Source organism: Curtobacterium sp. VKM Ac-1395 (genome assembly GCF_015350975.1).
Lineage (GTDB): Bacteria > Actinomycetota > Actinomycetes > Actinomycetales > Microbacteriaceae > Curtobacterium.
On the sequence record NZ_JADKRX010000006.1, the window covers coordinates 135285 to 148879 of the forward strand.

Below are 13595 nucleotides of genomic sequence, written 5' to 3' on the forward strand. Positions count from 1 at the left end.
CCCGGACCAACACGCTTCGCCGAATCATCGTGGACCTCGGATGCGTGACACGTTCTACGCGTTCCGGTTCCAACGGCCGCCCGACGCCTGGTCGACATCTGCCTGCGAAATAGCCAATTTAGCCTCCGCTGATTCGAGCATTTGTAATGCAATAACGTTGTAAACGCTCTCGATGACGGAACAGAGCGCAGCGCATAGGTCATTCCAATTCAAATGCTCCGGCAAAATGCGGGCATCACCTAAGCTGTAATGTACGAGTCGATTGCGCATCTCGTAGAGTGGATGAGCCGTGCGCTCAGCCGTTGCATCGCCCTCAATCCCAAGGCTCCACCCCAACTTCGCCACGCTCTCGGCGCTGCTCATATTCAACACATGGGTGAGAGCCTCAAACTCTCGCGGACGCCACTTCAGGGAGCCGGCCAGCGATCTTGCAAGTTCAATCCAACTTGCATCTACCTTGAGTTCCGCACGTAGATCGGAGCTGGCTTTGTAGGCGTAAACGCCCTCCAGATATCGGTAAAGAACCATGAATAACGATCGGGGATCTTGATCTAGCAGCACCTCGACGAGCGGACCGGTTGGCATCATAGTCGGCACCGATCGCGCGAGCGTAACTAGCTTTCTCCGCAAGCCCTCTTCCATCCAGGACCCAGAGACCTCGGCTTCGTCAGACAACGCACTTATAAAGGCCCGCTCAACGTCGGGCTCAGAAATCTTGTGCCGAAGTTGCACGCATTGGAAGCGAGGGAAAAGCTCCGATAACGCAAGCCCGTCTTTGTCGACTGGCGAATTGCCACTGCGATCCGCGCCGATCAGATTCGCCACGTAAGTAGCGCTTTCGCGGGGTCGGGGCCCCATCTCGGCAGCAAGAAGCAGGAACATCGCCGAGGTCAAGTCGATTGGGCCAGAGTCGGCCAGTTGCAGATCGGAGTCAAAGCCGATAGTTGCAACGTAAGCTGTATCTTTCAACTCCCAGTACGAAACGGAGCGATACCTACCAAAATGGTACGCCTTGACCTTCACGGCGTTCTCAACAACGAGGTAGTCGTACCGAGAAAGCCATATCCGCCTCGTCCGATCGCGACCTTCAACCACCGCCCGTCCGGACATACAATAATCGTCGAGCGCCGCGAACAGACGCGCATTTGTGGAGTTGACCGAGCGGCTCAAGCCGCCCGCCAGCAAGGCTCCAAGTTGACCAAAGTGAAATCCTCATCGACGAGCACTTTGAATGCCTCGGAGAAGACGGAACGTTCGTAGCGTCCGACCTGCCCTACGCGTCGATCAAGGACCTCGCGGAGCACGTCAAGGCGCAGGTAGTCACCGAGTTCATCGTCCGTCATATTAGACAGTCGGTCCACCAGGATCCCGACGGACTCACCAACTTGCTGCATTCGCTCCGACCGCTCGCCCGCTGACCGGTCACTCCCGGGACGGCCCAGTATTTTCATGCCGAGAGCGACAATAAATCCAATTCGAGCAGGCTGTCCGTCGAAGATATTCCGACCCTTGCTGAATCGAGTCGAGTCGCCACCATCGAACCTTGAGAACTCTTTGTCGAGACGGGCAAGGAGGTTAAGGGTCTCGTAGAACTGATTCTGGAACTGCTCGTCGCTTAGATTATCCACAACATCTAGACGCGAGAACTCGTCCGAGACAGCTTCTTTAGTGTCGACGGCTGTCTTTCGGAGACCAAATGCGAGATACAGTTCGATAACGGCGTCGCTAGAGTACTGTGCACCACCGACCCTCCGACCCGGCGCGTCGGGAGTGTTCAACTTGTCGATCTCAGGAACTCGCGCCCTGATTTCGTCGAGGAGCGACGCGTAGACCACCGAAAGTTGACGACTCATCGTCCACGGCACTTGGCCGGTATTCAGGACGAGCATACGGTAGATTAACGCCCGGACGTCTTGCGCCAACCAGAACTCGACCCGAAGCTCGCGAGTACCGATTTCTGCCGCCTCGGTCAAGGCGTCCATGATTGCCGCAGTCCGCTGCATACCATCAATAATGGATAATGAACCGAACTTGTCGTCGCCCATGAGTGATTTGAGTTCGTCAAAGCTTTGGACAGGAAAGCTTTCGAATACATCGACGTCTACGACCTGTCCAATGACAACCGGTGGCAGCACGGCCCCGGCGCGAATATCCTCGACCATCCTCGTCCGAATGCGCCTCGCCGTCGTCGTGGCTAGGACATCACGTTGACCCGATATCGCGCCCTGCGCTTGATGAGCCTGATCGATCATCTGCACATAATCTTCGACGGTCATCAGGGTCTGCACGGACCAGCACTTGGTGCGGTCGTCGAATAACCAGTTCAATACGAGGCTCCCTCATCGGTCCGCTAAACACAGTAGCGCACTGCGCCGAGGCGGCGAACTAGTCTGAGCCGAGCCAGCAGCAGGGACTCGCCCCGTCTTTCGTTGTCCGGAGTGTTCATCGACCACGGCGTCCATCCCCGACGCGTACGGCGGCGACGCCCGCGACCAGTCAGGGCGCCTGGCTGACACCGCCGCCTCGGTCGGGTTGACAGCGAAGCCCCCGCCCGAATCCGCACCAGCCCCGCACCGGCGTGCGGCTCCGAAACCTCGTAGACGGCTAGGGCCACCTCGGAGCTTCCGAACACTTCGACCCCGGATGACGTGCATGCTCCCGGTCTACTTCCCCCGCACTTTCGCCGCTCAGAGAGGCCAGCGCCCACACGGAGTGCCCCTCTGCGCATCTGACATGATTAGGACATTCTGTATGCATGGCAGCCGCACTCCTTGATTATCAGTCAGCAGTTCCACGACACCTCGTGATGCAACCAGCAGGCGATGCTGCAAAGGTCAACCTACAGAAGACCGTGCTTACGCCGGTCCCGCGTCACGTGTGGTCCGAGCACCTGTCAGATCAGGATCGAGGAGTACTCGATCGCGAACATCCGTCCGGTAGCGTCCCGATGTGGGGCACGACGACTGGCGCTAAAGGGCAGATGCAGGGCAAGTGGGATCGCATGTTGCCCGGCGACCTCGTGCTCTTTCTAGCGAACAACCGGGCCTTCCTCGCCGCCACCGTCACTCACAAATGGGCAAGCGAAAGCCTCGCCGATGTGCTCTGGCCGAGGAAGCGAAGTGGCGCTCACCTCGTTCCTTGGCAACTCATGTTCAGTTTCACCCGGCCGACGCCGGTACGGATCTCCTATTCTGAAATGGCCACAGCCGCAGGAGTTAATGGCGCCCTCGGCACGAGGGAGTTCAACGTGTACGGAGCGCCGATCAGCGAGCGTGTCGCTGCACTGCTCAACGTCGATCAGCGAGCCCTCCTTAGGACTCATCCGTCGATCGACTTCGATGAGGTAGTTCGAACGTTCGACGTTGTGGACGCCGCAGCTTCGAGCGCACGACGACTGGAACAGTCGTACCTTCGCGATCTCATCCTCCCTGGGCGACAAGGCCGATGCGACCTTTGCTCCCGGGAAATGGCATCGGTTTTCCTCGTAGCTGCGCACATCAAGAAGCGCTCTTGGTGTTCCTTCGAGGAGAAGACTGACCTACCCGCGATCGCGATGGCAGCCTGCCGTTTCGGCTGCGACGAGTTCTTCGAGCGAGGCCTAATCTGGATTAGCGGCACGGGCTCGATCCGTCGGTCTCCTGCGTTGACTGACGAAACGGCCAGGTCTTATTGGACCGAACATCTGCAGGGGAAGAAGGTGTGGCGGTGGGAGGATCGCACCGCCTCGCACAAATACTTCGCGGTGCACCGAGAGGCGCATCGACCCTGACTGGCCACGCGGTTCTCCCCACACGACCGTCAGCACCTGGCTTTTCGGAGCGATCTGCCGAGACGCTGGGCATGTTCCGTCGGATGGTCGGCCGGTGCCTGGCGACGCGTATTGAACGCGGCGGACTCGCCCTCGGCCCCGCGTCCTGAGCGTCCTGAGCGGCACCTACCAGCTCAACACGAACCGCCCTCGCGTCCCGCCCGCCTCGAGCCGCTCATGCGCCTCCGCAGCCCGCGAGGCAGGCAACACCTCCGCCACCCGCGGCGTCACCGTCCCGCCCTCCACCGCGTGCCGCAACTGCTCAAGTTTGTCGAACGACCGGTACTCCTCGGACACCATGATCTTGTCGAACCGGATGTCCCGAGCCCCGTTGCCTTCGCACCCCCGAACGCTGAAGAACACTCCCCCGTCCTTCACGGCGTCGACGACCTCGGCCTGCTGCACGGAGGCATCGGCGAGCGCATCGACCCCGCCGCGCGGGATCGAACGGACGGCGTCCGCGAATCCCGCCCCTCGCGGCACGATGTGGTCCGGCCCGAGCGCCCGCACGACTGCCTCGTCGGCAGGCGCAGCATCGGCGATCACGGTCACGTTCGCGGTACGAGCGAGCTGGACGACGTAGTTCCCGAGCAGCCGCGCAGCCCCGGTCACGGCGAGCGTCTGCCTGGGAGCCAGCGCCGCACGAGACAGGATCTGCAACGCGGTCAGCCCGTTCATCGGCACCGTCGACGCAGCCTCGACCGACGTCCTACGAGGAATCCGCGTGAACGATCCCACCGGCGCCACGAACTCCTGCACGTACGCCCCGCCGTGCGTGCTGAGCGGCAGCGCGATCGCCTTGATCTCGTCGCCGACGTCCCACCCGGTGACGTCGGGCCCGACCTCGTCGATGACCCCGGCAGCGTCCATTCCCGGCACGTACGGCGGCGAGGCCTGCGAGCTGTCCCGCTGCCCGGCACGCACCCCCGTGTCGGTCGGGTTTACGGCGAATGCCTGCACCCGGATCCGCACGGATCCCCTACCGGCGTGCGGCTTCGGCGACGAGGGTCTCGACTTCGAGCAGCGATCAGGCCGCGTGAACCGTCTTGGCGGCCACGCGGTCCGCCAGAACGTCGCGGCGGCGCACGGGGCCTTCGTTGTCTCAGACGATCCGAACCCGTGGCGTGCACGGTTCGAGGACGCGACCCAGTCGGCTGCGGCGGCCGGGTACGGGCATTTTGCACCGTGGTGGTCTCCCCGGAGTGGTCAGCACCCAGCGTCTGGTGATGGAGGGCCCGCTGAGCCGGGATCGTGCCCGGTACGACCGGCTGCGGGACGCTCGTGCTCTACCGGCTGACCCTCGGCAGCCGCAGCAGGAAGACATAGTGGACCTGACGAAACAGCGCGGGGTCGGCAGCGCAACGATGGCATCGATTGACCTCCGTGACCCGTCCAATCGTGCTGACCAGCTGTGGGTCTGCGCCATGACGCATCCTTCACAGGGTTGGATGCGCTCCCCCACAGCAGCCCATACAGTAAAAACTGTTCGTGACGTTGCCCCCCCCCCCCGATCGCTCGTTCAGACGATCAAGATGCGAGACGAGACGAAGGACTGAGATGAGCGAGGACGACGAACTCACCACGCGAAAAGCAGAGAGACTCCGGCAACTCGCCAGCAGCAACTTCTCAAAGTTTGCCATTCAGGTCGAGCACCTCAGTACCGAGGTACAGATGAAATTGATTGCACAGCTACCTGAGTTCCAGAAGCTCGCTGCGGGGGCTCTCGAGAAAGTCTCTGACGCGCATCGAGAGACGCTCCGGTCGATGGGCCACAACGAAAATCAGGTGCACGAGGCGTTCGAGGAATGGAGAGCTGCCCTCCGAACTCTGCTCGATGATTCCTCGCTCACGCTCGACGAGAAGCTTCGAGTCACCTCTGAGATCGGTAGAACAGTGCGGGAGCAAGCAGATCTGCAAGCACAAAACCACCGAGCCAAGGTCGCCATGTTCGGGAAGGTCGCCGTCGGTTCTCTGATGGTGGTCGGGAGTATCGTCGTTGCTGTAACCGGTGGGAAATTTGGCATCGACCAAGGCGACAAGAGTGCGTGAAGCGACTGCGGGTTTTCGTCGAGCGAACGAATTCACCTCAGGGCGTAGGCGCCGTCGCCGGAGCTTGTTCATTAGCACGTCGCGTTGTCCGTACAGAGTTGATTCGACCTCGCCGCAATGCTGCATCAGGTCCCCGTGCTCCGCGACGGCGCGACGATGCCGCCGCAGAATGTCGTCTCCTCAACGCGGATCACCGCGAACCGGCCCCGACGATTGACTCCTTCGACGACGAACTCAGAGAGCGGCTTCTCAACGGCGTCCTCGGCGCCCCGTCCAGGACTGGATGGCCTTCCTCGACCCCACCCAGGCCAAACTCGTCCGTCGCAACTTCAACGGCCCGGCACGCATCCGCGGCGCCGCCGGCACCGGCAAGACCGTCGTCGGCCTGCACCGCGCCGCCTACCTGGCGCGCGCGACCGGCGGTCGCGTCCTCTTCACCACCTACATCCGCACCCTCCCGGCGGTCCTGCAGTCCCTCCTCGAACGCCTCGCGCCCGACATGGTCGGCCGCGTCGACTTCGTCAACGTGCACGCCTTCGCCAGCCAGCTCCTCAAGGAGCGCGGGGTCCCGTTCCGCATCGACGGACTGGAGGCTCAGCGCGCCTTCGCCGACGCCTGGAACGTGATCGGAGCCTCCAGTCCGCTGCGCGCTCCGCGCTTCACGCGCCGGTACTGGGAGGAGGAGATCGCTCACGTCATCAAGGGGCGCGGGCTGACGCACTTCGACGAGTACGCCGACCTGGCGCGCGTCGGGCGGCGGCACGCGCTGCCGGTCGAGGTCCGGCAGGCGGTGTGGGACCTGTACGAGACCTACTCGACCAATCTGCGCGAGCGGCGCGTCTGCGACTTCGAGGACGTGGTCCTGCTCGCCAGGGACGCCGTCCGCGACCAACCGCTCGACCGGTACGACGCCGTCATCGTGGACGAGGCGCAGGACCTGTCGTGCGCGATGGTCTCGCTGCTGCACGCCCTGGTCGAGGACCGCCCGGACGGCCTGACGCTCATCGGCGATGGCCAGCAGACCATCTACCCGGGCGGCTACACCCTCGGCGAGGTCGGCATCAGTCTTGCCGGGCGTGGTGTCGTCCTCGACGTGAACCACCGCAACACCGCCGAGATCCTCGACTTCGCGAAGAAGATGGTGGCGGACGACCAGTTCGTCGACATCGAGGGCGTCGACGGCGCCGGGGACACGGTCTCCGCGGTCACCCGCTCTGGCCCTGCGCCCGGGGTCCACCGCTTCGCGGACCGCGCGGCGCACGATGCTGCGCTGCTCGCCCGCGTCGACGAGGTCCTGCGCTTGGTGGGGACCGGCCGCGGTGACGTCGGCATCCTCACCGCGACGAACCCGCAGGCCGACAAGGTCACGGCGGTCCTCGATGCAGCCGGAGTGCCGTCCGTCTCGCTGAAGCACTACGCGGGTAAGAGCTCCGACAGGGTGCGGGTCGGGACGATCAAGCGGGCGAAGGGCCTCGAGTTCAAGCAGGTCCTGCTGCCGCACGTACCGGCGAAGCTGCTCGGTGACGCTCCGGACACCGAGTCGGTCGCCGTCCGCGAGCGCCGCGAGCTCGACCGCCGCGAGCTGTACGTCGGGATGACCCGAGCGCGTGACGGTCTCTGGGTCGGTGCGCTCGGCCGCGCGTGAGCGGGTCTGCGCGCCTCGGCGAGGCACTGACTCTCCACCGGTCGTCGGCGACCCATTCTGCACGCGCACCCGTCGGGCTAGCGTCACGGGATGCAGCAGTGGGAAGCGGACGACGCCCGGCGGAAGCACATGGCTCGGCTCCGGCGGCGCGACACTGCACCGGAGCTCGCACTGCGCCGGGTCCTGCACGCACGGGGCCGACGGTTCTTCGTCAACCGGCTCGTCAGCTCACGCACTCGGACGCGGGCTGACCTCGTCTTCTCTCGTGCCCGGGTAGCAGTCTTCGTCGACGGCTGCTTCTGGCACTTCTGCGAGGAGCACGCGCACCTGCCGAAGGCCAACGCCGATTTGTGGCGGCAGAAGCTCCTGGCGAACCGGCAGCGGGATGCTCGGCACGACGAGGTGCTCCGCGCTGAGGGGTGGAAGGTCGTCCGCGTTTGGGAGCACGAGGATCCTGTTCAGGCCGCTGACCGCGTGGAGCGTGAACTCGCGCTCTGGGCTCAGATCGTCGATGGTCGATGGTCGATGGTCGACGAGCCTCAAGCACGCCGACCAGTCCGCTGAACCGCACGACGACGCCGGCGTGACGCCGACGTGTTCAACATCGCGTCGCAGTCGTGTCCGATGCCGCGTCACTCCTCGTAGTCGTCGAGCGATCCTGTAGCACACGGTGAGAGGACGCGGATGGCGACCGTCGTGTTGCTGACCTGGTAGGCGGCGCTGGCTGCCCCCGCCTCGTCCGCGGTTGCCGAGTACAGGATGCCGCGCTTCTCGCCGAAGTCCGTCGTCGACGGAGAGACAGTCAGCCCCTCGGCCGTCCAGAACCGCCCGAACGTCGTGGCGAGTTGCTTCGCGTCCGTCCGGATCCTCGCGGTCACGTAGTACCCGAACCGAACGCCGCCTTCGCACTGTTCTGCGCTTGGGGACGGTGTCGCTGGCCACGGCAGGTCGACTTGATTCTCGGTGCGGTTCAGCAGCTGCACCGCTGCCTTCTGCGCATCGCGTGGCGTTGACACGGCTCCCTGCCCTCCTGCGCACGCACTTGACCCGAGACCGACGATCAAGGTGAGAGCTACCAGTCGGCAGGTCTTGATTCGGTTGCTGCTCACCGCATCGTCCCTTTCGGGGCGCTGGCCGAGCCAAACACCCGATTGGCTCCGAGAAGCGGATCAGCATCGTGAGGAGGATGACTGCCCTCACGCCGTGCGCTGCTCACTCGTAGTCGCTGACGTTCCCGTCGGCGCACTGAGAATCAACGTACAAGTTGATGCCAGTGCTGGAGATCTCGTACGAGCCCCAGGGCATCCGATCCGCACGAGCGGTGGCTGAATACATGACACCGTACTTGCCGAAGTCTTCCTGGGATGGCTTGACCTCAAGACCACGGCTCGTCCAGTACGACTGGAGTGTCGAAGCGATCTTCTGTGAGTCCGCATCGGTGTCCACCGAGACGAAGTACTGGAATCGCACCCCGTCATCTCCATCGGAACATCGCGTAGCCACGGGTGTGGGCACCGGGGGCCATGCGACGTCCTGTTCGTGCTGCATGGTGTCCTTCAGGAACGCAACGGCTTCTGCTTTGGCGTCGTCGGCGTGCACGTTCGAACCTCCGGTAGCGGCGCAACCGCTGAGTAGGAGCATCACTGCGGAGAAGATCGCCGCTGACGCGATGAGATTGGGTTGTTTGGCTGTGGTCATGGAAGCGTCACCTTCGCTGTAGCGGCTAGCGACTGAGTACCACTGTCAAGGTATCCAAAGTCATCGCCCTGCCCGTTCGCGCTGAGATCGTGGACATTGACCGCGGAGGCCCCTCCTGTTCCGATCGGCGTCGAGCCGAAACCTTCCGTGGGGTCCGCACGGTGCGGCGAACTGAAGGTCCTTCCGACCCACGCGACGCCGTACTTCTCATCGGCCTGAGCAGCGTACATGTGCCTGACATGCGTGGCCGATGCGTCCGGAACACTGGTGTGCATCCCGGCAGACCCGTAAGTCACGAATGAGTTGACGTCCACGTCCGCGCTGTCTGCGAGGGCGAGCGAAGCCACCGTCGACCCGTACGAGTGCGCGAGAACGTTTAGCGAGGCATCAGGACGGGTTGCACGGAGGCCCGACAGGTCTTGTTCAAGGGCTGGCGCCCCTCGCTCTGCGTACTCCTGGTTGAACACGGCTGGGTCCCCTGTCTTCGTGAAATCAGGTGGGGCCTCGTACCCGAGCCAGGTGACCACGGCCGTCGGTTCTGCGGGCGGCGGCAGTCGCTGCTGCGCTGCCTGGATGTTTGACCCTGTCCGCATGTAGTGCGTGGTGTCCTCGAGGGAGCTTCCCATGCCGGGAACGAGGTAGGACACGCTGCCTGCAGTGTCCAGGTCTCCGACGGAGAAGGCCCCAAGAGGCGGCGCTCCCGGTTTGAAACTCACCATCTGGCGGGGTAGCGGAGTCCGGAGGTTGAGAGGCGTCCTGGCTCCAGCCAAAAAGTTCTCAAGTGCATCGTGCTGCTGCTCTGCAGCACGGAGCTTCGCCAGGGCCCGGGAGTAGGCGGTCCGTCCCACTGCACCCGCGACCGACTCCTTCGCACGCTTCAAATCAGCCTTCGCAGCATCGAAGGCCTTCTCCGCGCTGATCCGGTTCGCCTGGTCCCGCGCCCAGTACGCGACGCCGTTGAGATTGCCGATCACTGCGGGCAGGGCGGTGATCAACCCGTCCTGCGCAGCGGAGTGCTCGCCCGCACTCCCACGGCCGCCCATGCTGTCCCACCACTGCTTCACGACGTCTGGCTCCATCGATGCGAGTCGCATTTCGATCTGCTTCTGCAGCGCGGCGAGTTGTTCCGGCGGCATCGTGGTGAGGGCCACGAGGAAGTCAGCGTCGGACATCGACGGCATCGATGCGGCGAAGGAGATGGTGTTCCCGACGACGTCCGAACCGGAGAGTGCGGACGCGGCCGCACGGTCGGCAGCCTGGCGACGCGCCACGAGCTCCGTCCACTGTGTCGCGAGCCGCGCTTGCGTCAGAGCGAGGTCATCGCTCGAGCTCTGGAGACGACGCAGGGCAGCCCGATCAGCATCGGACGCGTCATCGGCGTGCGCGGCGTGCGCTGCTCGGGCAGTCGAGTTCGCGTTCCTCGCGACATCGGCCGCCGCGTTGTCCTGAGCGCTCCGGATGCGCTGGGCTTCGTCCTGGATCTGCCGGACCTGTTCGGCGTAGGTCTCGAGCGCGGTCGCTGCGGCGTCGACCCGACTGCAGACTCGGTTCGCGGCATCGGGGAGTGTCGATGCCGTCGAGGTGAAGCGTTGCCTGGACGCACCTTGCCATCCGACGGCAAGGGCGGAGGCTCGGGTCGTCGCGCTCGCGCCGGCCGCGATGGATCGTGAGCGCTCGGTGAGCTGCATCGCCATTCGCTTGATCGTTCCGGGGTCACCGGACAGGGGATCCGCGGTCATCTGCCGGCAGCCTTCCCGGCGAGGTCCTGGTCAACGTCTTGGAACGACGACTTGGTGTCGTGGGCATAGGTCGAGAGAGTCATCGCGCTGTCGCTGAGCCACTGGGCCATCTGCTGCTGCATCGCTCGCATCGTCGCGAACGCCTGGTCGACCTCGGCAGCACCGAACGCGCCAGTTGGACCGTCGACCGAACCGTGCGCGAATGACCGGGCCGCCGAGTGCATCCGCTCAGACACATGGTCGAGCACGTCGTAGGACACCGTGAGTACAGCCATGCAGATCCCCCCTCTTTTCCGGAACAACTCCCCGACGGCAACATATCAGACGCGGTCTCGACGCGGCATGCTCGCAGAGATCAACTGAACCTCACGTACCTCGCCGTTGTGATGGCAAGAGTGATGTTTCCCCCTCCCCTGCTAGCGTGACGCAGGGTCGTCGGAGGGGCTGACGACTTGAACCACCGAGGGGAATCACCATGCCGAACATCAACGTGTCCTACCAGGAGCTCAACGGCAACGCCGACCGGCTGCTCGCAGGGCGTGACGAGATCAACGCGACGCTGTCGAAGCTGCAGGCGCAGATCGCGTCGCTGACGCAGGCGGGGTTCCAGACCGACCGCTCGTCCGGTGCGTACAACGACGCCTACCAGCGCTTCACCTCCGGTGCGCAGAACACCATCGGTGGCCTGAACGACCTGGCCCAGTTCCTCCGCACCACCGCGACCACGCTGGGCGACGTCGACCAGCAGCTCGCATCGAAGCTCGGCCGCTGACGCGAATCGAGATCATCGACGCTCGCGCTGGTGTGGGGACACCGCGTCGAGCGTCGTCTCAGGGGGTGAACTGTGAGTGCAGAACTGAAGGTCGTCCACGCCGCATTGGATGCAACAGCGACACAGGTGTCCGTTGCTGCTGACGACGGCCGAGTGCCCTGCGCGACATGAGAACGTTCGTCGAGGACCAGTGATCATGAAAGCCGTCAAACTCCTCGCCATTGCGACGACAGCCGCCCTCCTGACGGGATGCTCCATGAACGGTGCGAACGACGCGGCCGACCCGAAGCAGCGAGTGATGGACGCCAAGGATCGCACGCAGCAGTTCGAACTCCGTGTGGCAAAGCTCGTGCCAGAGAATGACGTGAGCCAGGTGACACAACTCGGACAAGGCTCACTACAGTCGTGCGAATCCGGCGAGATGTGGGCGGGCGGCGTGACGATTCAGCTGCGATCTGGGGTGGAGCCCGAAGCCGTTCTCAACGATCTTCGTGCCAGCGCGCGCACCGCGGGCTTGGAGGTGGGCTCGAGCAAAGCGTTCGGCGGCGCGCAACGGGTCACGGTCACGAGCAAAGGGGGGATTTCGATCTTGGTCGATGCCACCGAGCGAAGTCTTGAAGGTGGATCCTTCTCCGAGTGTTTCAACCTCCCCGAGGACTTCTACAGGGGCGGTGCCTTCTGACAGGCAATCCCGTCATGATGACGGAGGTTCGACAGTCGGTCTGCCCGCCTCCAGGGTGCGGCCGGCGGATGCGGTGATTCGTGAGGAGGACAGTCAGGATCCGTGGCACATTCGCGGTCGCGGTGACCTTGGTCCTGCTGGAACGCTTCCTCGGGATGGGCACACGATGAAATCGACAGCTGTGTTGCTCGGCCTGACGCTGATCATCGGACTTGATGGATGTGCAATGAAGAGCGATCTGCCGACGAACCCCGATGAGCGGATCCTCGTCGTCAAGTCACTTGCGCAAGACGCCGAGATGAAGACCGCCGAGCTCGTCCCCGTCGATGACCGCACTGACTTCAAGCAAGCCGACAAAGGGACACTCCTGTCGTGCTCCGGCGGCAGACAGTGGTCTGGCAACTCGACAATTCAGTTGGAGAACCCGGCGAACGGCGAGCAGGTGATGGAGCAACTCGGCAAGGTGGCCCCTGACCACGGCTTCACGGTCACGCGCAGCACCACGCACGATGGAGCTGCCCGCCTGCGCCTCATCGATGTGCACGGAACGACGGTGTACGCGTCAACGTGGGTCGATGGGCGATCGATCGAGGTCAATTCATGCTCGAGGTGTTTCCCGCTCCCCAATTACTTCCACCCTGAACGCTCGTACTAGCCAAGTGTCGGGCAAACGGCCGGGCGGAAGGAGAACTGTCATCATGCAACCTGCGAGACGCACCTGGGTCGTGTTCGCAGCACTAACACTCCTCATCGCCGTGGCAGGCTGCTCGTCGTCGAGCCTCCCCGATGCGCCGAGCGAGCGAATCGCAGCCGCGAAGGCTGCAGCGCAGTCGGCGGAAGACACCGTGGCCGACTTCGTTCCTCGTGATGAGGTCGAACGCCGTCACCAGATCCCCACCGGCAACCTGCTGCCGTGCTCGTCCGGCAAACAGTGGTCAGGCAACACGACCTTGCAGCTGGTGCGACGGTACGACGCGGATCGGCTCGTCGACACCGTCGCCCGGAAGGCGGCTCGCGCAGGTTTCACGGTTGAACGAGACGTCTCCCGGTCGGGAACGCCTCGTTTGAGCGTGACGAACAACGCGGGTGTCTCGCTGCTCTTCGGGGTCTGGAACCAGGGCACAGTCGTCAACATCGACTCGTTCTCGATGTGCTTCTCACTGCCGACCGGCTTCTCGCCACACCCGTCGTACTGACGGGGC

General features: G+C 63.7%; 15 protein-coding genes. 8 read left to right on the forward strand and 7 right to left on the reverse strand.

The genetic code is table 11. The features are described 5' to 3' along the window. Nucleotides 1–54: 54 nt before the first annotated feature. Together ITJ68_RS16135 and ITJ68_RS19180 are read right to left on the reverse strand one after the other, a co-directional pair. A complete protein-coding gene (locus tag ITJ68_RS16135) occupies nt 55–1170 on the reverse strand; it encodes a hypothetical protein (RefSeq protein ID WP_194662708.1) in 1116 nt (371 codons plus the stop codon). Next, entirely contained in the window at nt 1167–2327 is a 1161-nt protein-coding gene (locus ITJ68_RS19180) for a hypothetical protein (RefSeq protein WP_228505852.1), read from the reverse strand. The genes ITJ68_RS16135 and ITJ68_RS19180 overlap by 4 nt, the downstream gene beginning before the upstream one ends. A gap of 428 nt (nt 2328–2755) precedes the next feature. On the opposite strand from ITJ68_RS19180, the gene ITJ68_RS16145 reads away from it, so the two are divergent. Beyond that, a complete protein-coding gene (locus tag ITJ68_RS16145) occupies nt 2756–3769 on the forward strand; it encodes a hypothetical protein (protein WP_194662710.1) in 1014 nt (337 codons plus the stop codon). 165 nt (nt 3770–3934) lie between these two features. On the opposite strand, the gene ITJ68_RS16150 is transcribed toward ITJ68_RS16145, so the two are convergent. Beyond that, nucleotides 3935–4780 (reverse strand): NADP-dependent oxidoreductase, encoded by an 846-nt coding sequence (locus ITJ68_RS16150; RefSeq protein ID WP_194662712.1) that lies wholly within the window; start codon nt 4778–4780, stop codon nt 3935–3937. 585 nt (nt 4781–5365) lie between these two features. On the opposite strand from ITJ68_RS16150, the gene ITJ68_RS16155 reads away from it, so the two are divergent. The 3 genes from ITJ68_RS16155 (at nt 5366) to ITJ68_RS16165 (ending at nt 8066) form a co-directional block, all read left to right on the forward strand. Then, a complete protein-coding gene (locus tag ITJ68_RS16155) occupies nt 5366–5857 on the forward strand; it encodes a hypothetical protein (protein ID WP_194662714.1) in 492 nt (163 codons plus the stop codon). A 283-nt stretch (nt 5858–6140) separates the two neighbouring features. Next, nucleotides 6141–7502 (forward strand): UvrD-helicase domain-containing protein, encoded by a 1362-nt coding sequence (locus tag ITJ68_RS16160; protein ID WP_194662716.1) that lies wholly within the window; start codon nt 6141–6143, stop codon nt 7500–7502. 90 nt (nt 7503–7592) lie between these two features. Continuing rightward, nucleotides 7593–8066 (forward strand): very short patch repair endonuclease, encoded by a 474-nt coding sequence (locus ITJ68_RS16165; protein ID WP_194662718.1) that lies wholly within the window; start codon nt 7593–7595, stop codon nt 8064–8066. 68 nt (nt 8067–8134) lie between these two features. Here ITJ68_RS16165 and ITJ68_RS16170 read toward each other — a convergent pair whose 3' ends face one another. The 4 genes from ITJ68_RS16170 to ITJ68_RS16185 form a co-directional block, all read right to left on the reverse strand. Next, the gene (locus ITJ68_RS16170; protein WP_194662720.1) at nt 8135–8611 is read right to left on the reverse strand and encodes a hypothetical protein; all 477 of its coding nucleotides are present in this window, start codon (nt 8609–8611) and stop codon (nt 8135–8137) included. A 103-nt stretch (nt 8612–8714) separates the two neighbouring features. Then, nucleotides 8715–9200 carry a hypothetical protein gene (locus ITJ68_RS16175; RefSeq protein ID WP_194662722.1) on the reverse strand — a complete coding sequence of 162 codons (486 nt, stop codon included), beginning with the start codon at nt 9198–9200 and terminating at the stop codon, nt 8715–8717. Beyond that, complete coding sequence (locus ITJ68_RS16180; RefSeq protein WP_194662724.1) at nt 9197–10894, reverse strand: alpha/beta hydrolase; 1698 nt, start codon at nt 10892–10894, stop codon at nt 9197–9199. The genes ITJ68_RS16175 and ITJ68_RS16180 overlap by 4 nt, the downstream gene beginning before the upstream one ends. Before the next feature lie 41 nt (nt 10895–10935). After that, nucleotides 10936–11199 (reverse strand): hypothetical protein, encoded by a 264-nt coding sequence (locus ITJ68_RS16185; RefSeq protein ID WP_194662726.1) that lies wholly within the window; start codon nt 11197–11199, stop codon nt 10936–10938. Nucleotides 11200–11414: 215 nt separating this feature from the next. On the opposite strand from ITJ68_RS16185, the gene ITJ68_RS16190 reads away from it, so the two are divergent. The 4 genes from ITJ68_RS16190 (at nt 11415) to ITJ68_RS16205 (ending at nt 13589) form a co-directional block, all read left to right on the forward strand. Beyond that, nucleotides 11415–11711: a WXG100 family type VII secretion target gene (locus ITJ68_RS16190; RefSeq protein WP_071270879.1), complete on the forward strand. Its 297-nt coding sequence runs from the start codon at nt 11415–11417 to the stop codon at nt 11709–11711. A gap of 196 nt (nt 11712–11907) precedes the next feature. Then, nucleotides 11908–12393 carry a hypothetical protein gene (locus ITJ68_RS16195; protein ID WP_194662728.1) on the forward strand — a complete coding sequence of 162 codons (486 nt, stop codon included), beginning with the start codon at nt 11908–11910 and terminating at the stop codon, nt 12391–12393. A gap of 166 nt (nt 12394–12559) precedes the next feature. Next, nucleotides 12560–13048: a hypothetical protein gene (locus ITJ68_RS16200; protein ID WP_194662730.1), complete on the forward strand. Its 489-nt coding sequence runs from the start codon at nt 12560–12562 to the stop codon at nt 13046–13048. 70 nt (nt 13049–13118) lie between these two features. After that, nucleotides 13119–13589, forward strand: coding sequence for a hypothetical protein (locus tag ITJ68_RS16205; protein ID WP_194662734.1), 471 nt, complete (start codon nt 13119–13121; stop codon nt 13587–13589). Nucleotides 13590–13595 lie beyond the last annotated feature (6 nt).